This is a genomic window from Aeromonas sp. RU39B, from assembly GCF_900156095.1.
GTDB lineage: Bacteria > Pseudomonadota > Gammaproteobacteria > Enterobacterales > Aeromonadaceae > Aeromonas.
In genome coordinates this window covers 1-21,478 of record NZ_FTMJ01000006.1, presented here as the reverse complement: position 1 = coordinate 21,478, position 21,478 = coordinate 1, and the positions used below count along the sequence as shown (strand labels likewise).

The following is a 21,478-nucleotide window of genomic DNA, read 5'->3' as shown; positions in this document are numbered from 1 at the left end:
GCCAAATCGGCGCTCTTTGTGTTTGTCTCTCTGGCAATCCGGCCGGTTATTCCAACACGCCGAGGCGCCGCAGCTCCTCTTCCAGCTGTGGGCGTTGACGCTCGACGCAGGCTTCCCCTTCGTCAATGGCATCACTGGCGCGATGAAAATCGAGAATGGAGAAGTTGCCAAGGCGCGGCGCTATCTGTAGCTCGGGCGGGTCACCGGCCATCCGGGCGCGGGTGATACGTTCCTGCATGATGTTGATGCTGCCGCTCATCACGCTCCACATGCCGGGGCTGTCGCCCCCCTTGCCGAGCCACTGGGCCAACATCCCCATGCCGCGCACCTCATCCGGCTCATCGGCCCAGGGCTGGTGGGAGTCGGCGTTGAGATTGATAGCAATCACCACCTCGGCGCCCATAGCGCGGGCCAGCGATACCGGCACCGGATTGACGACCGCGCCATCGACCAGCCAGCGATCATCGTGCCGTGTGGGTGTCAACAGACCCGGCATGCCGCACGAGGCCCGGACAATCTGCCGCAGCGACCCTTTGCGTAACCAGATCTCACGGCCGGTATCGAGCTCGGTGGCTACGCAGGCAAACGGGATTGGCAGTTCGCTGGCATCCGGATTGCCCAGATGGTTGGCGGCCATGCCAAACACCTTGTCACCGCGAAACAGACCACCGGAGAACGCCGGATCGAGCAGTCCCACCACCTGCAGGCGGGTAAAACCGCGCACCCACTCTTCCAGCTTGTCGAGCTCGCCCGCAGCATAAGCTGCACCGACAAAGCTGCCGATTGAGCAGCCTGCTATCAGATCCGGTTTGATCCCCATCCTCAGTAATGCCCGCAAGATACCGATGTGGGCCCAACCACGCGCGGCGCCGCTGCCGAGCGCCAATCCCAGCTTGGTTTTTCTTGTCACCTTGTTCTCTCCCGCTATCAGGAGGGCCAGAGTAGCGTGAGCCAGCGGGCATAGCCAGACCGCATACGCGGGGAGGCCGGCAGATGAGGCCTCTGCCACGTTTTGTCACACTTCTACATAGTTCGGGCATACTTTGCCCCTACAATGTGAACCTTTGTTCCATTCCACGATTTAACGATGTGATCTCATGAAGCTGCGACTCTGGTTTCCTCTTCTCGTACTGTTGGCCGGCGCCGCAGGATTCTGGTGGTATGGCCAATCGGCGAAGACCCAGCAACCGCCACAGCGGCAGACTCCGGTGCGCACCGCACTGGTCGAGCAGGCGCGCGCCGAACCCAGGTTGCAGCTTTCCGGAAAACTGGCTGCCCATCGCTCGGTGGTGATTGCCCCCGAGGTGACCGGGCGCATCCTGTCCATCATGGTTCGTTCCGGACAAACGGTGGCAGAGGGGAGCGAGTTGGTGCGCTTTGATGCCGACAAGGAGCGGGCCGAGCGGGCAGAGCTGGCGGCAAACCTCGCTAATGAGCAGCGCAAACTGCGCGATATGCAAAAACTCGCGCTGCGCGGTGCGGTGACGGCGTCCGATCGGGAAGGGCAGGAGGCGACCGTTGCCATGGCCAAGGCCCGTCTTGAGGCAGCCGATTACGCCCTGAGCCAGCGCACCCTGCGCGCGCCGTTTGCCGGTACCGTGGGGCTGATTGATGCCAGTGCCGGCGCGCTGGTCAGCAGCGGCACCAGCCTGTTTACCCTCGATGATCTGCGTCACTTGCGCCTCGATTTGGCGGTTCCTGAGCGTTATCTGGCGCTGTTGCAAAACGGCATGGATATCGAAGCCAGCAGCACGGCCTGGCCGGGTGAGCACTTTCACGGCGTGGTGAGTGCCTTGGATAGCCGGGTGTCTGACAGCACCCAGAACATCAAGGCGCGGGTCACGGTCGATAACGCCGATGGTCGTCTGCGCCCAGGCATGTTGCTCGATGTCTCGCTGGCGCTGCCAGCCCGTGAGGTGACGCTGATCCCGACCCAGGCGGTCGAATACGCCGGTAAGGCGCGCTATGTCTATCTGCTTGGCAACGAGGGGCGGGTCAAGCGCATTGCGGTCGAGCTGGGTGAGCAGCATGGTGAGCAGGTGTGGGTGCTCTCCGGTTTGCGCCGTGGCGATCGCATCGTGGTGGAAGGGCTGGTCAATTTGCGTGATGGCGCACAGGTGCGCGATCTGGCCGAGGTGAAAGGCTGATGTGGCTCTCTGACAGTTCGGTTCGCCGCCCACTGGTGGCGGTGGTGCTGTGCAGTTTGCTCAGCGTGTTTGGTCTGGTGGCTTTTTCCAAGCTGACCGTGCGCGAGATGCCGGATGTGCAGACGCCGTCGGTCTCGATCACCACCACCTACGATGGTGCATCGCCCTCGGTGATGGAGAGTCAGGTCACCAAGCCGATTGAAGATCAGCTCTCCGGCATCAGCGGCATCAAAAACATCAACTCGGTGACCCGCAAGGGGCGCTCGATGATCACGGTCGAGTTCAAGCTCGGCTGGGACATGGTGGAGGGGGTGTCGGACGTGCGCGATGCCCTGTCGCGCGCCCGCACCAAACTGCCCGATGATGCCGACGAGCCGCTGGTTACCAAAGACAGCGGCAACGGCGATGTGGCTATCTGGCTTAACTTCAGTAGCGAGCGGATGGATCGCACCGCCCTGACCGATTATGCCAACCGGGTGCTGGTTGACCCTTTAAGCCTGGTGGATGGAGTCAGTGAGGTAAAACTCTCTGGCAACCTGCAAAAAGTGATGTATGTGCGTCTCAAGGCGGCCGAGATGGCGGCGCGTGGCCTCAGCGTCGATGACGTGAAAAATGCCCTCAGCCGTGAAAACGTCGAGCTGCCGGGTGGCGAGGTGCGCAACAACAGCATGACGGTGGCGGTGCAAATCGAACGCCTCTATCACACCCCTGAGGATTTTCGCGCCCTGCAGGTAAGTATCGGGGCGGACGGTCACCCCATCTATCTCGGAGACATTGCCGAGGTAGACGAGGGGGCCAAAAACGAAGACAGCGCCTATCAGCGTAACGGTAAAGAGAGTTTAGGGCTGGGCATCGTGGCGCAATCAACCGCCAACCCGCTGGCGGTGGCCGAGGGCATCGAGAAGAAGCTCACCGACATGCAGCGCTTTATGCCCGAGGGTGCCAAGCTCGAGGTCGATTACGACTCGACTGTCTTTATCAAGCAGGCCATCCATGAGGTGTATGAGACGCTGGCCATCTGCGCCGCGTTGGTGGTGGTCGTGCTCTATCTGTTCCTTGGACAGGGCCGCACTACCCTGATCCCGGCCATCACTGTGCCGGTGTCGCTGATCTCTGCCTTTATCGGCGCCTGGTATCTCGGCTTTTCCATCAACCTGATTACCTTGCTGGCACTGATTTTGGCCATCGGGCTGGTGGTCGATGATGCCATCGTGGTGGTCGAGAATATTCACCACCATCTGCAGCAGGGAAAATCCCCGTTGCTCGCGGCTTGGCACGGTACCCGCGAGGTGGGTTTTGCGGTGGTGGCAACCACTGCCGTGCTGGTGATGGTGTTTGTACCGATCGCCTTTATGGATGGCATGGTGGGGCGGCTGTTTACCGAGTTTGCCATCCTGCTCTCACTGGCGGTGCTGTTCTCATCCTTGGTGGCCTTGACCCTAACACCGGCCATGGGCTCCTGGCTGATGCGCCAGCGCGACCGGGTTAATCCGCTGACGGCGCAGCTTGACCGCGCCATGAGCTGGCTTGAGCTGCGCTATCGCAGCGCGCTGGCGTGGAGTTTGCACCATCAGCGCTGGGCGCCATTGGTTGTTGTGTCGGTGCTGCTCGCCATGGGCGCGCTGTTTAAGCTCATTCCCACCAGCCTGACTCCGACTGAAGATCGCGGCGTGGTTTACGTGATGGTGCGCGGCGCCGAGGGTACCAGCATCGAGCGGATGAAGCGCAACATGGAGCAGGTGCAGCAGGTGGTGATGCCGATGCTTGGCAAAGGGGTGGTTCAGGCGGTCAGTTTCAGCACCCCCGCATTCGGACGTGGTGGCGATCAGACCGGTCTTGCCATTATTCAGCTCACCGACTGGGGCGCGCGCGCGATCACCTCGACCCAGTTTACCCGCAGCCTGACCGGTCGCCTTGGCTCAATCCCCGATGTATCGGTGCGCGCCTTCCAACCTGGCTTTCGCCGTGGCTCTGACGCCGCCGTGCAATTTGTGCTGCAAGGCAGCGACTATCCGACCCTGTTTGCCACCGCCCAGAAGTTGCAACAGGCGGCCCGCCAAAGCGGCTTGATGACCTCACCCGAGCTCGATTACGCCGAGAAGACCCCGGAGATCCGGGTCAGCGTTGACCGGCTGCGTGCCGGTCAACTCGGCATTCCGCTCTCAACCATCGCTTCGAGCCTGCAAACCCTGCTTGGGGGTAGCAGCAAGACCACCTATGTGGATCGCGGCGAGGAGTATGACGTGTACTTGCGCGCTGATCAGCGTGATTTCAACGGCCCGGGCGATCTGAGCCGGATCTATCTCAAAGCCAGCAGCGGCGAGATGGTGAGCCTCGCCACCCTGGTCAAGGTCGATACGGTAGCCAGCGCCCAGCGTCTTAACCACTACCAGCGGCAAAAGGCGATCACCCTGACCGCCGACCCGGCGGCCGATCACAGTCTGGGAGAGGCGCTCGATTTTCTCGATGGCTGGGCCAAGGCCAATCTGCCTCTTGGCATGACGGTCGATTACAGCGGTGAGTCGAAGGATTATCGCGACAATCAGGGCGAGATGGGCATGGTGTTTGGTCTGGCCCTGCTGGTGGTCTATCTGGTGCTGGTGGCCCAGTTTGAAAGCCTGATTGCCCCGGCGGTGGTGATGGTGACGGTGCCGCTTGGGATCTTCGGCGGCCTGCTCGGTCTGTGGCTTACCGGTCAGGAGATGAGTATCTACAGCCAGATCGGCCTGATTCTGCTCATCGGTATCGTGGCCAAAAACGGCATTTTGATCGTGGAGTTTATCAACCAGCTGCGTGCCCGTGGTCTGGCCTATGAAGAGGCGATCATTGAGGCGTCCCAGCGCCGGCTGCGGCCGATCCTGATGACCTCGCTCACCGCCATCATGGGTGCGGTGCCGCTGATGATCTCGCGTGGCGCCGGCTACGAGAGCCGCATGGCGGTGGGGACCGTGGTCTTCTTCGGCCTGACACTGGCAACCCTGATCACCCTGCTGCTGGTGCCGTCTCTTTACGGCTTGGTGGCGCGCCGCGCCGGTGTGGCCGGTGAGCGCAGCGACGCCGTCGATACCGAGCTAGCCGATGAGCGCGAGCAGCCCTGATCCCGCACTCTAAATGTCGGGCGCTGCACCATGATTGTGATTGGTTGTGGTGCAGTGCCCCGTTATGAGAGCAAAAAAACCGGCGCATTGCCCCATTTCAGGGGCCAATCGAATTTCATTTATCTCTTTTCCTTGCGTAATGGATTCTGGCCCATCCCTTGCAAAGCTTCCTTCGGTGTTACTTGCAACATTGCACGTGGTGATCATGGCGTGACTGTCACGCTGATTTCTGTGCTCACAATCTGGTTAATGGGTCACTAGGGTTCCGATCCGGCGATGCCGGGTGACTGGTCCGAGAGTGGCCGACCTTCCTGAAGGTTACACGGCGGGACAAAAGCCCGGGAGAGCAGCGGCGCACAGCCATGATCTCCGTGCTTGTACCACGTCTCCCAGGGAGGGAACCATGAACCAATCCGCTTTTCGTACCTCGCTTCGCAAATGGCTCTGTCTGAGCCTGTTACCCGTCTTGCTGCTTGGCGCTCCCTCGGCGTTTGCCAAGGATAGCTTTCGCATCGCCTGGACCATCTACGCCGGCTGGATGCCGTGGGACTATGCCGCCTCGCACGGCATCATTAAAAAGTGGGCCGACAAGTACGGCATCGACATCGATGTGGTGCAGGTTAATGACTATGTCGAGTCCATCAACCAGTACACCGCCGGTGGTTTTGATGGCTGCGTGATGACCAACATGGATGCGCTGACCATTCCGGCGGCCGGTGGCGTCGATTCCACGGCGCTGATCATCGGTGATTACTCCAACGGCAACGACGGTGTGGTGCTCAAGGGCAAAAGCACTCTGGCGGATATCAAGGGGCAACCGGTCAATCTGGTTGAGCTGAGTGTCTCCCACTATCTGCTGGCCCGTGCGCTGGAAACCGCCGGCATGAGCGAGAAAGACGTCAAGGTGGTCAATACCTCCGACGCCGATATTGTCTCGGCCTATGCCACGGCGGATGTCACCGCCACCGTGACCTGGAACCCCATGCTCTCCGAGATTGCCGCGCAGCCAGACAGCCATCTGGTGTTTGATTCGAGCAAGATCCCCGGTGAAATCCTCGATTTGATGGTGGTCAAGAGCGACGTGCTCAAGGCGCATCCCGAGCTTGGCAAGGCGCTGACCGGCGCCTGGTATGAAACCCTGCAACTGATGTTGGGCGACAGTGCCGAGGCGCAGGCTGCCCGTACCTACATGGCCAAGGCATCCGGCACCGATCTGGCGGGCTACGATGCCCAGCTTAAAGCCACCTACCTCTTTGCCAAACCGGCCGATGCCCTGGCGCAGGCTCGCTCGCCCAAGCTCAAGGAGACCATGGCCCAGGTGGCCGAGTTCTCCCTGCGTCACGGCCTGCTCGGTGACAGCGCCACCAATGCCGGTTTTGTCGGTGTCGAGACCCCAAGCGGCGTCTATGGCGATGCCAACAACATCAAGCTGCGTTTTGACCCCGCCTATATGCAGATGGCGGCTGACAACAAGCTGTAACTGGCTGAAGAGGAAGTGCGATGACCCGTTTAATCAACCGTCAGCCGGAGCGCACCGGTCGCTGGCTGTTGGCGCTGCTGCCGTTCGTGGTGCTGTTGCTGCTCTATCTGATCCAATCGGAGGCGCGGCTGCAGATCAACCCGAACGACAAGCTGCTGCCCTCCCTGCCGACCATTCTCGATGCGATCAAGCGGATGGCGTTTGAGCCCAGTCGTCGCACCGGCGAGCTGCTGCTGTGGAATGACACCCTCACCAGCGTGCGCCTGCTGCTGATGGGGGTGGGCATCAGCGCCCTGACTGCGCTGGTGGTGGGGCTGGCCAACGGCGCCATTCCCTTGATTCGGGCGCCGCTCTCACCGCTGGTCACCGCCCTGTCGCTGGTGCCGCCGATGGCCATTTTGCCGATCCTCTTTATCACTTTCGGGCTCGGCGATCTGGCCAAGGTGATGCTGATTGTCATCGGCATCACGCCCATCCTGATCCGCGATTTGCAGCTTAAAACCCTGAGCCTGCCAGAGGAGCAATTGATCAAGGCGCAGACGCTGGGCGGCTCGAGCTGGCAGATCATACTGCGGGTCATGCTGCCGCAGGTGTTACCGCGCCTGTTTGAAGCGGTGCGTCTGACCCTGGGCAGTGCCTGGCTGTTTTTGATCGCCGCCGAGGCCATTGCCGCCACTGACGGGCTGGGTTACCGGATCTTCCTGGTGCGCCGCTACCTCGACATGTCGATCATCCTGCCCTACGTGGTCTGGATCACCCTGCTCGCCTTTGTCATGGACTGGCTGCTCAAGGTGACAGCGCGGCGGGCATTTCCCTGGTATTTCGGCCGTAACGGGGAGGCACAAGGCTGATGAAACCGATTATTGAAGCCAAAAACCTCTGGAAAGAGTACGGCGATGTCTGCGTGCTCGAGCGTATCAACGTGGCCATTCATCCCGGCGAGTTCATCACCGTGGTGGGCGCGTCGGGTTGCGGCAAGAGCACCTTTCTCAAACTGATTCTGGGCACCGAGGCGGCCAGCCGTGGCGAGCTGCTACTCGATGGCATGCCGATTTCTCGCGAGCCCGACGAGCAGCGCGGCATCGTGTTCCAAAAGTATTCGGTCTTTCCCCATCTGACCGCCCTTGGCAACGTGATGCTGGCCGATGAACTGGCCGGGTCGCGCTGGTTGGGCAAGTTGTTGGGTGCCGAGCGCCGCGCAGCGCGCGAGCGGGCCGAGGCTATGCTCGAGCGGGTAGGCCTTGGTCATGCCCGCCATCGCTATCCCAGCGAGCTCTCCGGCGGCATGCAGCAGCGACTGGCGATTGCCCAGGCACTGATGAAACGCCCGCGCATCCTGCTGCTCGACGAGCCGTTCGGCGCGCTCGATCCGGGCATTCGCAGCGACATGCACGGATTGATTCACGAGCTTTGGCTGCAGCACGGGCTGACCATTTTTATGGTCACGCACGATCTCAAAGAGGGCTTTGCCCTTGGCAGCCGGCTCTGGGTGTTCGACAAGTCGCGTCACGATCCCCATGCGCCGCAGCGCTATGGCGCCCACATCACTTATGACATCCCGCTGCAGGGAGGACGCCCGGCGTCGGCCCAGATGCAGCAGGTTATCTCCAGAACTCACCGAGAGTCACACCATGAACGAATTGCTGTTTGAAGAGACGCTGCCCGGCGGCAGCCACTGGTCGCTGGTGGTGCCGGCTGGCACTGAACTGCGCCTGACCGATCTGGAAGGGGGGGCCAACGTCGGCATGTTGTTTTACAACCCGCGTAACCTGCTTGAGCGCTACAACGCGCCCGATACCCTCAAGTGCCAGCACACCTTCAAGCTGACCACCGGGCACTGCCTCTACTCCGACATGGGTCGCATCTTCTGCTCGATCGTGCAGGACGATACCGGCTGGATTGACACGGTGGCGGGCACTGCCAACAAGGCGACCGTCGCAGCCCGTTGGGGCGAGCGTGACTACCAGCGCGAGCGTAATTTGTGGAAGCAAAACGGCTACGACAGCTTTTTGGTCGAGGTGGCCAAATATGGGCTGGGCGCCCGCGATCTGGCCGCCAATCTCAACCTGTTTAGCAAGGTGTTTACCGACGAGGCGGGCAATCTGCAGTTTGCGCCCCATCACTCGCTGGCTGGCAGCCGCATCACTCTGCGCTTTGAGATGGAGACGCTGGTGGTGTTTAACACCTGTCCCCACCCGATGAATCCGGCCACTGACTATCCGCGCAAACCGGTGCACTACGCCCTGTATCGCGCCGAGCCGGTCGCGGCGGACGACCCATGCCGCCTGTCGCGTCCGGAAAATGGTCGCGGCTTTGAAAACACCCGCCGTTACGTTTGCTGCGCTGGCCACTGAGGAGTGCCCCATGATCAAGGAAAGTCTGCTCAATCCGGCCGATGTGGCCTATCGCGAGACCATCGCCGCCGGGGATTACTGGATGAAGGTGGTGCGCGCCGGTGACACCCTGCGCATTGTCGATCTGGAGGGCAATCAGGCCGCCGACACCCTGTTTTACAGCGCCGCCAATCCGGCCGAGCGCTACAGCGCCGTCGATACTATCCGCGAGCAGGGCAATGTCTATCTGACCACCGGCAGCCAGCTGGTGAGTAACGAAGGCAACCCCATGCTGACCATCGTCGCTGACACCTGTGGCCGCCATGACACGCTGGGCGGCGCCTGTGCCACCGAGAGCAATCAGGTGCGCTATGACCTTGGCAAGCACCATATGCACGCCTGCCGCGACAGCTGGTTGCTGGCGGTGAGCGAGCATCCCGAATTTGCCATGAGCAAGCGTGACATCACCCACAACATCAACTTCTTTATGAACGTGCCGATTACCGCCGACGGCGGCCTCAGCTTTGCCGACGGCATCAGCGCGCCGGGCAAATACGTGGAGCTGACCGCGCACATGGACGTGATTGTGCTCATCTCCAACTGCCCGCAGCTCAACAACCCCTGCAATGCCTACAACCCGACCCCGGTCGAGGTGCTGGTCTGGCATTGAACCGGTAAGACCGGACGCGGGCCCGGACGACCGGCCTGGCGTGAACCCTTTTGCGGGACGACCCGCACACAGGCAGGGATTTCCTGTCTGGCATGAACAGAGTCTTACCCATGCGCAACGACCCAAAGATGTTCAGTAAAGTCCTGATTGCCAACCGTGGCGCCATCGCCTGCCGGATTATCCGCACCCTGGGCGAGATGGGCGTTCAATCCGTCGCCGTCTACAGCGAAGCCGATGCCGACAGCCGTCATGTGCTCGAAGCCGATGAAGCCTGGTCGCTGGGCGAGGGGGCCGCGGCGGCCACCTATCTGGATCAGGACAAACTCTTCGCCATCGCCCGTCAGACGGGCGCCGAGGCGATCCACCCCGGCTACGGCTTTCTCAGTGAAAACCCCGATTTTGCCCGTCGCTGCGAGGCGCACGGTCTGGTGTTCCTGGGCCCCACCCCTGAGCAGATGGTGGCCTTTGGCCTCAAGCACGAAGCGCGGGCGCTGGCCGAGGCCGCCGGCGTGCCACTGCTGCCGGGCAGTGGTCTGCTCGACTCGCTGGAACAAGCCGTGGTGCTGGCCGGGCAGATCGGTTATCCGGTGATGCTCAAGAGCACCGCCGGTGGCGGCGGTATCGGGATGCAGCGCTGCCACGATGAAGGTGAGCTGCGCGCCGCTTACGCCTCGGTCAAGCGCCTGTCTGAAAACAACTTCAGCAATGGTGGCCTGTTTTTGGAGAAATTTATCGAGCGGGCCCGCCATATCGAGGTACAGCTGTTTGGGGACGGGCAGGGGGAGGTGATCGCCATCGGCGAGCGCGACTGCTCGGCCCAGCGCCGTAACCAGAAGGTGATTGAAGAGTGCCCGGCGCCCCATCTGGCCGACGACGTGCGCCTTGCGCTGCAACAGACTGCGGTGCGCCTCGGGCGGCAGGTTGGCTATCGCAGCGCCGGGACCGTGGAGTATGTCTACGACGAGAGCAGCGGCGCTTTCTATTTTCTTGAGGTCAACACCCGGCTGCAGGTTGAGCACGGCGTGACCGAACAGGTTTATGGCATCGATCTGGTGCGCTGGATGATTGAGCTTGGCGCCGGCACGCTCGCCCCGCTGGCCGGGCTGCAAGCCGGGTTGACCGCGCGCGGTCACGCCATTCAGGTGCGCCTCTATGCCGAAGATCCGGCCAAGCAGTTTCGCCCGAGCGCCGGTCTGCTCTCGGCGGTCGAGTTTGTGGCGCAAGATCGCAAAGCGCGCCGCATCGATCACTGGATTGATGCCGGTCTCGACGTGCCCCCCTTCTTTGATCCCATGCTGGCCAAGCTGATCGGCTGGGGCGCATCGCGCAGCGCCGCCCTCGACGAGCTCTCGGCCATGCTGGCAGGCAGCACTGTCTACGGCATCGAGACCAACAGCGCCTATCTGCAGGCGCTGCTGCAAAGCTCACTGGTGCGTGAGGGGCGGGTGTTGACCCGCAGCCTCAATGAGTTTGCCTATCAGCCGCAGACCATCGATGTGATGAGTGGCGGTACCCAGACCACCATTCAGGATGTACCGGGTCGCACCGGTTACTGGCACATCGGTGTGCCGCCCTCCGGGCCGATGGATGACTGGTCATTTCGCTTGGGTAACCGGCTGCTGGGTAATGCCCCCGAGTGCGCCGGACTCGAGATCACCCTGGCCGGTCCTACCCTGCGCTTTAACGTGGCCCGTCACATTGTCATCACCGGCGCTGCCATTGATGCGCGTCTCGACGGTCAGCCGCTGCCGCTTTGGCAGGTAGTCATGGTGCCCGCCAACGCCACCCTGACCCTTGGAAAGGTCAGTGGCGCCGGTGCCCGCAGCTACCTGCTGCTGGCCGGTGGTATCGATTGCCCGACCTATCTCGGCAGCCGCGCCACCTTCACCCTGGGTCAGTTTGGCGGCCATGCTGGGCGGGCGCTGCAAGCCGGTGATGTGCTGCATCTGCCGCCAGCATCCAGTGCAAGCGCCAGTGCGACTCTGCCCGATGCGTTGATCCCGACCATTGGCCAGCAGTGGACGTTGCGGGTGATCTATGGCCCGCACGGGGCGCCCGATTTCTTTACCGAAGCGGATATCGATACCCTCTTTGCCAGCGATTACGAGGTGCACTACAACTCCAGTCGCACCGGCGTGCGCCTGATTGGGCCCAAGCCGAGCTGGGCACGCCGCGATGGCGGTGAAGCCGGTCTGCACCCCTCAAACCTGCACGATAACGCCTATGCCATCGGCACCGTCGATTTTACCGGCGACATGCCGGTGATCCTGGGACCCGATGGCCCGAGCCTGGGCGGTTTTGTCTGCCCGGCGACCCTGATCAAGGCCGATCTGTGGAAGATGGGGCAGCTTAAAGCCGGCGATCGGGTACGCTTTGTGCCGGTCTCGCTGGCCGATGCCGAGCGGCTCGAGCGCGCCAAATTGGCCGAGCTCGAGTCGCTGCAAGCCCAGCCCCTGTCGGTGCCGGTGCATCGCCCGGCCACCCCGGTGCTAAAAATCCTGCCTGCCGAGCGCTATGGCGAGCAGGTGGTGTATCGCCCCAGCGGTGATGATTATCTGCTGGTGGAATATGGCCCTCAGGTGCTCGATATCCGGCTGCGTTTTCGCGCCCATGCCCTGATGCTCTGGCTGGAGCAAGCGGCCATTAGCGGCGTGCTCGAGCTGACCCCCGGCATTCGCTCGCTGCAGATCCACTACGACAACCTGCGCCTGCCGCTGGCCACCTTGCTAGAGCGCCTTGAGCAGGCCGAAAGCGAGCTGACCGACATTGACCAGATAACCATCCCGTCGCGCATCGTTCATCTGCCTCTGTCGTGGGATGACGAGGCCACCCGGCTGGCGATCCGCAAATATGACGAGCTGGTGCGAAAAGACGCGCCCTGGTGCCCCTCCAACATCGAATTTATCCGCCGCATCAATGGCCTCGAGAGCATTGAGCAGGTGCGGGAGATTGTCTTTTCCGCCCACTATCTGGTGATGGGGCTGGGGGATGTCTACCTCGGTGCGCCGGTCGCCACCCCGATTGATCCGCGCCACCGTCTGGTCACCACCAAGTACAACCCGGCGCGCACCTGGACCCCGGAAAACGCGGTCGGCATCGGCGGCGCGTATCTGTGCGTCTATGGCATGGAAGGGCCGGGGGGCTATCAGTTTGTGGGTCGCACGTTGCAGATGTGGAATCGCTATCGCCGCACCGCCGAGTTCAGCCAGCCCTGGCTGCTGCGCTTTTTCGATCAGATCCGGTTTTACGAGGTCGATGCCGACGAGTTGCTGCGTATCCGCCGCGAGTTTCCCCGTGGCCGTTATCCGCTGCGCATCGAAGAGACCCGCTTCTCGCTGGCCGATTACAACCAGCTGGTCAGTGAGCACGGCGAGGCCATCACGGCGGCCAAAGAGCGCCAGCAGCGCGCCTTTGAAGCCGAGCGTCAGCGCTGGCAGGAGAGCGGTCAAGCCAACTTCAGCGCCGACCATGAAGTGCTGCAAGAAACCGCGCAGGAAGAAGAGCTGCCTCATCACCACTGCGCCGTCGAAAGCCTGGTCTCGGGCAGTGTCTGGCAGCTGCAAGTGGTGGAAGGGCAACAGGTGCGCGAGGGCGAGCCTCTGATGGTGATCGAATCGATGAAGATGGAAATTGAGGTGCTGGCACCGGTCACGGGCCGGGTTGTCGGGATTGTGCGCGGCGCCGGCCAGCAAGTCAGGGCCGGCCAGCGTCTGCTGGTATTGGAGACACAGGGATGAGAGAGATGACCATTGGCGCGATTCATCGCGCCTATCAAGCCGGTGAGCTGACGCCGGGCGAGTTGCTGCGCGATTGTTTGGCCAAGGCGCGAGACGATCGGCACCAAAGCTGGATTAGCCTTATCTCTGATGAGCAGCTTACCGCCGCGCTGGCGCGCCTCGATGGCCACAGCCCGGCCGATATGCCGCTCTATGGCATTCCGTTTGCCATCAAGGACAACATCGATCTGGCCGGCTTGCCGACCACGGCGGCCTGCCGCGAGTTTGCCTATCAGCCCGACCACTCGGCCTTTGTGGTGGAGCAGCTGCTGGCCGCCGGCGCCATTCCCCTTGGCAAAACCAACCTCGATCAGTTCGCCACCGGATTGGTCGGGGTGCGCTCGCCTTATGGCGCGTGTCACAACAGCTTTAACCCCGATTATGTGTCGGGCGGCTCCAGCGCCGGCTCCTCGGTGGCGGTGGCGCTCGGGCAGGTAAGTTTTTCGCTGGGCACCGACACCGCAGGCTCGGGCCGGGTGCCGGCTGCCTTTAACAATCTGGTGGGGCTCAAGGGCACGCGCGGTCGCATCAGCTGCAGCGGCGTGGTGCCTGCCTGCCGCAGTCTCGATTGCGTGACCCTGTTTGCCCTCACCGCCAGCGATGCCGCCCGCGTCTGGGCGGTGGCTGCCGAGTTTGACCCGGCCGACCCGTTTGCCCGCCCGGCGCAAGCTGGCCCCTTATTGGGCGCCCGTTTTCGCTTTGGTGTGCCCTCTGCCGAGCAGCTGGCCTTTTTTGGTGACGACGCGGCGGCCGCGCTGTTTGCCAAGGCGAGCCAGACCCTCGAAGCGCTCGGCGGCGTGGCGGTCACCATCGATTTTGCCCCCTTCTTGCAAGCGGCCAAATTGCTCTATGAAGGCCCCTGGGTGGCCGAGCGGCTGGCCGCCATCAAGGCATTTTATAAGGCTGACCCCAGCCGCTGCCTGCCGGTGATCCAGACCATCATCGGCGGCGCCGAGCGCCACAGCGCGGTGGCTTCGTTCGAGGCTCTCTATCAGCTGCAGGCACTCAAGCGCCGCGCCGATGCCGAGCTGGCCAAGGTCGAACTGGTGCTCACCCCCACCACCGGCACCATCTACACCATTGCCGAGCTTGAGGCCGAGCCGATTGCCCTTAACAGCAACCTTGGCCATTACACCAACTTTATGAACCTGCTCGATTACTGCGCCATCGCCCTGCCGGCCGGTTTTCGTGGCGAGGGCCCCAAGGCGGGGTTACCGTTTGGCATCACCCTGTTTGCGCCGCGCTATGCCGATAACGCCCTGCTGGCGCTCGGCGAGCGTTGGCAACGGGCGCAGGCGCTGCCCCTTGGCGCCACCGGTCTGCCGTTTGTGGCGCGCGATCTGCCGCAACCTGACGCCTCTTCGGAGTGTATCGATGTGCTGGTGTGCGGCGCCCACCTCGACGGCTTGCCGCTCAATGTCCAGTTGCGTGAGCGCGGCGCCGTGCTGGTGGAGCAGACCGTGACGGCGCCTTGTTATCGCTTCTATCGCATCGCCGGCGGCGCGCCGCTAAGGCCGGCGCTGGTGCGCGATGAGCACGGGGAGGGGCGCAGCATCGAGGTGGAGATCTGGCGCCTGCCGCTCGCGCATTTTGGCTCGTTTGTGGCGGGCATTCCGGCGCCGCTCGGTATCGGCAAGGTCGAGCTGGCCGACGGGCGGCGGGTGTGCGGTTTTATCAGCGAGCCCTGCGCCTTGCAGGGGGCCGAGGAGATCACCGCCCACGGCGGTTGGCGCGCCTATCTGGCCACGCTGGGCTGATGGGGACGAACGCACCGGGTCGCCGCGCCCGGTGCGAATAGCAAATTCGTGCGAAACACGGTCGAGACCGCCGCCAAATCCGCGTGATATGCGGGGACAAAAAGCCATCGCCGCCGCCGGTGCCAGCCGGTATAATGCGCGACCCGAATTGTTCAGGTGGTCAAAATGCAACCGGTAACCCCGATCTTCTCCTATCCCCGCTATTGGGCCGAGTGCTACGGCACGGCGCCCTTCCTGCCCATGTCGCGCAAAGAGATGGACAAACTCGGCTGGGACAGCTGTGACGTGATCCTGGTGACCGGTGATGCCTATGTGGACCACCCGAGTTTTGGTATGGCGGTGATTGGCCGCATGCTCGAATCGCAAGGGTTTCGGGTCGGTATCATCGCCCAGCCCGACTGGTCATCGAAGGATGACTTTATGCGTCTGGGCAAACCCAACCTGTTTTTCGGGGTGACGGCGGGCAATATGGACTCCATGATCAACCGCTACACCTCGGATAAAAAGCTGCGCCACGACGATGCCTACACCCCCGGTAACGTCGCTGGCAAACGGCCCGACCGCGCCACGCTGGTCTATACCCAGCGCTGCAAAGAGGCGTACAAAGAGGTGCCGGTAGTCATCGGCGGCATTGAGGCGTCGCTGCGCCGCATCGCCCACTATGACTACTGGTCCGAGACCATTCGCCGCTCCATCCTGTTTGATGCCAAGGCCGATATCCTGATCTACGGCAACGCCGAGCGTCCGCTCATTGAAGTGGCGCACCGCATCGCTGCAGGCGAAACCATGGACGCGATGCAGGATATTCGCGGCACTGCCGTGATCCGCCGCGAGCCGCTGCCGGGCTGGAGTGGGGTCGATTCGAGCAAGCTCGATCAGATTGGCCGCATCGATCCTATCCCCAACCCCTATATGGAAGGGGCGCCCTGCTCGGACGATGCCAGCGACGATGCGCCTGCCGCTCAGCAGGCCAAGCCGGTGCTGGTGCAACCGCCCAAGCCCAAACCGTGGGAGAAAACCTACGTCAAGTTGCCGGCCTTTGAGCGGGTCAAAGAGGACAAGGTGCTCTATGCCCACGCCTCGCGCATTTTGCACCACGAGACCAACCCCGGCTGCGCCCGGGCGCTCTCCCAGGCCCACGGCGATCGCATCATCTGGGTCAACCCGCCCGCCTTCCCGCTCGAAACCGACGAGATGGACGGGGTATTTGGCCTGCCGTATCAGCGGGTGCCACACCCGGTTTATGGCAACGAGAAGATCCCCGCTTACGACATGATCAAGACCTCGGTCAACATCATGCGCGGCTGCTTTGGCGGCTGCTCGTTCTGCTCCATCACCGAGCACGAAGGGCGTATCATCCAGAGCCGCTCGGAAGAGTCGATCATAAAAGAAATTGAAGATATCCGGGATAAGGTGCCGGGCTTTACCGGCGTCATCTCGGATCTCGGCGGCCCGACCGCCAACATGTATAAACTGCGCTGCAAGAACCCCAAGGCCGAGCAGACCTGCCGCCGCGCCTCGTGCGTCTGGCCAACCATCTGCCCGCACATGGACACCGACCACACGCCGACCATCAATCTCTATCGCAAGGCGCGCGACCTCAAAGGCATCAAGAAGATCCTGATCGCCTCCGGCGTGCGCTATGACCTGGCGGTGGAAGATCCGCGCTATGTGCGCGAGCTGGCCAAACACCACGTTGGCGGCTATCTCAAAATCGCCCCCGAGCACACCGAAGAGGGGCCGCTGGCGATGATGATGAAGCCGGGCATGGGGACCTATTACAAGTTCAAGGAGCTGTTTGACAAGTTCTCGAAAGAAGCCGGCAAAGAGCAGTACCTGATCCCTTACTTTATTGCGGCGCACCCCGGCACCACCGACGATGACATGGTGAATTTGGCGCTGTGGCTTAAATCCAACCGCTTTAAGCTCGATCAGGTGCAAAACTTCTACCCGTCGCCGCTCGCCAACGCCACCACCATGTATTACACCGAGAAAAACCCGCTCTCCAAGGTGCATCGGGTCGGCGGAGACGTGTTTGTGGCCAAGGGCGAGCGCCGCCGCCGTCTGCACAAGGCTATTTTGCGCTACCACGATCCGGCCGGTTGGCCGATCATCCGCGAAGCGCTGCAAGCCATGGGCAAGGGCCACCTGATTGGCAACGGCCCCGAGTGTCTGGTGCCGGCCGAAGGCCGCGGCGAGCGCGCCGCTCTCGCAGCCGGCAAGGGCGCCAAGCCAGCGCTGACTCGCCACAGTGACATCAACCACCAACGCGCTAATGGCGCTGGCAATAAAGCTGCAGGCAAAGGGGCGGGTGCAGCCCAAGGCAAGCCCGGCAGCAAGCCGGGCAATGGCAAACCGGTGGGCACCGAGCTCAAAGTAGGGAAGGACAGCGGCAAACCGGCTGCATCAGGCAAGCCCGCCACCCACGGCAAAGCGACCGGCCAGGGTGCTGCTCAGGGTAAGCCCGCCGTGCAAGGTAAGCCTGCTCATAAAGGTAAAGCTCCGACTCGTGCTGGTACCGGTAAACCAGCAGCACAAGGTGGCAAGCCGGCGGCTAAAGGCAATGGTGCCAAGCGACCAGCAAGGTAATATTTTCTGATTAGAAAGCGATAGAAATAAAAAGGCGACCGGATGGTCGCCTTTTTATTTTAAACACCGTTATTTTTGCTGTTACGAATTCATAAGTAATTTAAAAATAGATTATTCAAATGTTGTTGCAGAACTTTTTAAATTCCCACCAAGTGCTACAAAAGTGTTTAAATGCCAGAATAAGAATGCCAACACCAAACTGTGCAAAGATACAAGCATATAAATATTCTGCGTCATCATATTTAAATGTCAATGAATCTGGTATAAACATTGTAATGAGAAAAACAATACAAACTGCCAAAAGCCAACCCATTGTAGAATGTAGTTTTGACGTTAGTTTTTTTAAATATCCCGTCTTTTTTGTATTTTCAATCAACACATGAGACGATGATGTGAGTAACGTTATAGACCCCATAGAAAAACCAAAAAGTATTCCAGCAAAAGTTGATATTGTGGACGCTATTGGTTGTAAATGGGTCATTTTTAGTTGACTAATGATAGGCCACGTTAAATACATGATGAATAAAGTGCTAAGATAAACAAACAGGTTGCCCAAACATGTTACATTTAACCCTTTTGTCGTAGCCTTATGATCAATCATATATTATGCCAATCGGTTGTTGGGCTGACCAAAGAAATTTATTAACTCATCGTTTTTGGCTTGCCGAGCTGCTTCCAAGCTACCCCACATTTCTAGAGCATTAGGATAACGACCATTCATTTCTACAGCAGTATAGTATGATAATCTATCTGAAACTAAATCAATAGGGTGTTCTATTCTAGTTTCCTGATGTTCAGTAACTAAATTCAGTTTTTTTACTTCAAGTGTGGCTTGAAGCTCACGCAAAGCTCTTTTAAAACTATTGTCTAAGTAGCGTTCCTCTGGATTATCAGAACGAGCATCACCTCTAAAAACCAAGTTCATTGTTGCAGAACGAGTACCGTTTAATGCCGCTATTATTGAATTGTTAAAGTCATGCTCTATGTTTCTAAGTAATTCAGGGTTTCTAGGACGAGCAATTGTTATTTGGGCTGATTTTACTTGAACATGCCCATTGGCAAGCCATGCTAAATTAGCAGGTTCAATAATAGGGTTTAGTGTGGTTATGTAATTGTTTGGGGAAAGGTATGCACCAATAACTTGCCAGTTCACACAGAATCTATTTCTTTGAATAATAAGAAGTGAGTACTCGCTGTAGTAAACAAAATAGGTCTTTTCTAATAAGTTTTCATTTTCTGCCAGCGGTAGCTCTCTTTCTGCACCTCCTGCAATAGCTGCATGTGGAAGATTATTTTTCCGATGTTTTCCAAAAACACCTTTATATCCATAATTGGTAGCTTGAATATCTCTAAGCTCTACCAGCTGATTTTTAATGTTTTTAACAGTTGCTGCTCTTCCTGTTTGATATAGATCAAATAGTTGTCTAAAAACATCAGTTGTGTTCAGTGGTATCGCATTAGCGAGTGAAGAGTTTGTTTCACATTCATAGAAATCAAAGAAGAAATTTTTTGTTGCCATAATGATTTAAAAAATCCCATGTGTTGGACTAAAAAGTTTGGTTGGTGCTAAACAAGCTAAAGCCCAACACTTATCATGATAAGTTTTCAGAGAATCTAGTAAGCCAGTGTATATATCCATATGTAACTACTAGGCGGGAGAATGACTCGCTTTTGTTGGTCTTCATTCATTCCACACTGCGTAACTTGTAAAAAACACGCTACCGCCCGTGGATTACAGCCCCCAAATTGCTCCTATTAACCAGCAGGTCAGTGACCCATCACTGCTTAATAGGCACCGTATGGCTATGGTAAACGGATGATGCGATCGGGGCGAGTGTTGATGGTGACTGAGCAGTCAGAAATCTATCGTTTTTTGAGCTGGATCATCTGCAAGTGCCCTGCTGCGGCATAGCACCTAGCCCATCATTGGGTTTTTTATCAGCAACTTCCGTTCCGGCACTTGGGCAACTACGCTTTGCTTTGTGACCTGTTGTCTATGATTGCTGCACAAGGAAGGCCCCATGATCTCTGCCATTCGCCAGCGCTCCCTTGCCGTTAGTCAGGCGCTCGGTTTAACCATTTTTGTCCTGCTGGCCACCATTGCCTTGCTTGGACTCTATTCGGTGCGCCAGGCGGCGGATCGGATGGGGCAGGGTAAGGATGTGGTGGCCGATATTCTGCCGCCTCCGCTCTATCTGATTGAATCACAGCTGATTGTTGATCAGCTGCTGCGAAGTGACAGTGCCGAGCAGGGGCAACTGTTGGCCGATTTGGGGCGGTTGAGTAAAGAGTATGAGATGCGCATCGGGCACTGGCAGCAAAGCGCCCTCGATGCGCCCATCAAGGCCAGTCTGCTCGGTGAACAGCACAGTCAGGCCCAGCGGTTTTGGAGTTTGCTCAATAGCGACTTTATTCCGGCCATCCGTCAGGGGGATCGTCAGAAGGCCGATCAGGTGGCCAGCCAGCTTTATGATATCTATCGGGCGCACCGGGCCGGGGTAGACAGCACAGTGGCCCTGAGCCGGACCTATGCGGCCAATCAGCTCAGCTCGCTCAATCAGACCGCCAACCTCTGCTATGGCTTGTTGCTGCTCTCAGCCCTGATTGGTGGGGTGTTTACCATTCGTCTTAATCGCCCGACCCTGCGCCGCTTGCAGGGCGCAGGCCAAGCGGCGACCGCCATTGCCAACGGTGATCTTGACCTCACCCTGCCAGAGCCGGGGCAGGATGCCATCGGCACCCTGATCCGGCGCATCAGCAATATGCGCGATCAGCTGGTGCGTTTGGTGACCACCTTACAAAACAGCGCCCATACGCTCGATACGCAGGCCGGCTCCATGATGGCGGCCTCGACCCAGCACCTCAGTAGCAGCCGCGAGCAGGCGCAGCACGCCCAGCAGATTGAGCAGGTGATTGAGCAACTGCACCGGGTGATCGCTCTGGTCAGTGACGAGTTGCTGCAGATCAGCCAACTGACCGGCGAATCGGAAGCGCAGGCCAGTCAGACCCACACCACCATCATCAATGCCGAGCAGGTCATTCGTGCCCAGGCCGAGGGGATCCGCCATGTGGCAGGCACCATCAGTGATCTGGCTGGGTTGTCCCAGAATATCTCTACCCTGGCGCTGACCATTCACGGTATCGCCGATCAGACCAACCTGCTGGCCTTAAATGCGGCGATTGAAGCGGCGCGCGCCGGTGAGCAGGGGCGCGGTTTTGCGGTGGTGGCCGAGGAGGTGCGCTCGCTTGCGGTGCGCACCGGTAATGCCACCGGCGAGATCTCGTCGATCATCAGCCAGATCCAGGGCACCAGTCAGCGCGCCGTCAATGAGATGACCACCGAGCTGGGGCGGGTGGATAGCGTGGTCAACGAGATCACCCTCTCGCGCGATAACGTTCGGTTAATTGCCGAGAACTGCGCCCGCATCAGCCAGCAGATCAGTGTCACCAATCAGCAGATGGAAGATGAGTGCACCTTTATCTCCAGTATCAATGTCAGCGTGGCCCAGATGGCTACGTTGGCGACCGAGGTGCAGTCCGGCGCCCAGCACTCGGCGGATTTGGCCACCAAGGTCACCCACCTTGCCAAAGAGCTGACCAGCCAGATTGAGCACTTCAAGCTGCCGGC

The 21,478-nt window shown here is 59.9% G+C and carries 13 protein-coding genes and 1 riboswitch; of the genes, 11 read left to right on the top strand and 2 right to left on the bottom strand.

From position 1 onward, the window contains the following. Positions 1–46 precede the first annotated feature (46 nt). Entirely contained in the window at positions 47–910 is an 864-nt protein-coding gene (locus BW958_RS09975) for a patatin-like phospholipase family protein (protein ID WP_076575589.1), read from the bottom strand. A gap of 187 nt (positions 911–1,097) precedes the next feature. Between BW958_RS09975 and BW958_RS09970 the strand changes: the two genes are divergently transcribed. The 10 genes from BW958_RS09970 (at position 1,098) to BW958_RS09925 (ending at position 17,850) form a co-directional block, all read left to right on the top strand. Then, the gene (locus BW958_RS09970) at positions 1,098–2,147 is read left to right on the top strand and encodes an efflux RND transporter periplasmic adaptor subunit (protein WP_076575588.1); all 1,050 of its coding nucleotides are present in this window, start codon (positions 1,098–1,100) and stop codon (positions 2,145–2,147) included. Continuing rightward, positions 2,147–5,245, top strand: coding sequence for an efflux RND transporter permease subunit (locus tag BW958_RS09965; protein ID WP_076575587.1), 3,099 nt, complete (start codon positions 2,147–2,149; stop codon positions 5,243–5,245). Before BW958_RS09970 ends, BW958_RS09965 begins: the two co-directional genes overlap by 1 nt. A gap of 246 nt (positions 5,246–5,491) precedes the next feature. Further along, positions 5,492–5,592, top strand: a riboswitch (guanidine-I (ykkC/yxkD leader). A gap of 56 nt (positions 5,593–5,648) precedes the next feature. Beyond that, positions 5,649–6,725, top strand: a complete 1,077-nt coding sequence (locus BW958_RS09960; protein WP_076575586.1) for a putative urea ABC transporter substrate-binding protein — start codon at positions 5,649–5,651, stop codon at positions 6,723–6,725. Between the two features lie 20 nt (positions 6,726–6,745). Beyond that, on the top strand, positions 6,746–7,576 hold the full coding sequence (locus BW958_RS09955; RefSeq protein ID WP_076575585.1) for an ABC transporter permease: 831 nt from the start codon (positions 6,746–6,748) through the stop codon (positions 7,574–7,576). Beyond that, complete coding sequence (locus BW958_RS09950; protein ID WP_076575584.1) at positions 7,576–8,376, top strand: ATP-binding cassette domain-containing protein; 801 nt, start codon at positions 7,576–7,578, stop codon at positions 8,374–8,376. The genes BW958_RS09955 and BW958_RS09950 overlap by 1 nt, the downstream gene beginning before the upstream one ends. Further along, entirely contained in the window at positions 8,357–9,079 is a 723-nt protein-coding gene (locus tag BW958_RS09945) for an urea amidolyase associated protein UAAP1 (RefSeq protein WP_076575583.1), read from the top strand. The genes BW958_RS09950 and BW958_RS09945 overlap by 20 nt, the downstream gene beginning before the upstream one ends. A gap of 10 nt (positions 9,080–9,089) precedes the next feature. Further along, positions 9,090–9,728 (top strand): urea amidolyase associated protein UAAP2, encoded by a 639-nt coding sequence (locus BW958_RS09940; protein WP_076575582.1) that lies wholly within the window; start codon positions 9,090–9,092, stop codon positions 9,726–9,728. Positions 9,729–9,856: 128 nt separating this feature from the next. Further along, positions 9,857–13,465 carry an urea carboxylase gene (gene uca / locus BW958_RS09935; protein WP_076575758.1) on the top strand — a complete coding sequence of 1,203 codons (3,609 nt, stop codon included), beginning with the start codon at positions 9,857–9,859 and terminating at the stop codon, positions 13,463–13,465. Next, positions 13,462–15,261: an allophanate hydrolase gene (atzF, locus tag BW958_RS09930; protein WP_076575581.1), complete on the top strand. Its 1,800-nt coding sequence runs from the start codon at positions 13,462–13,464 to the stop codon at positions 15,259–15,261. The genes uca and atzF overlap by 4 nt, the downstream gene beginning before the upstream one ends. A 165-nt stretch (positions 15,262–15,426) precedes the next feature. Continuing rightward, entirely contained in the window at positions 15,427–17,850 is a 2,424-nt protein-coding gene (locus BW958_RS09925) for a YgiQ family radical SAM protein (RefSeq protein ID WP_076575580.1), read from the top strand. Between the two features lie 604 nt (positions 17,851–18,454). On the opposite strand, the gene BW958_RS09920 is transcribed toward BW958_RS09925, so the two are convergent. Then, complete coding sequence (locus tag BW958_RS09920; protein WP_076575579.1) at positions 18,455–19,369, bottom strand: DUF6731 family protein; 915 nt, start codon at positions 19,367–19,369, stop codon at positions 18,455–18,457. 502 nt (positions 19,370–19,871) lie between these two features. Here BW958_RS09920 and BW958_RS09915 point away from each other — a divergent pair. Continuing rightward, positions 19,872–21,478 (top strand): methyl-accepting chemotaxis protein (locus tag BW958_RS09915; RefSeq protein ID WP_076575578.1); only part of this gene is annotated, 1,607 nt, incomplete at its 3' end.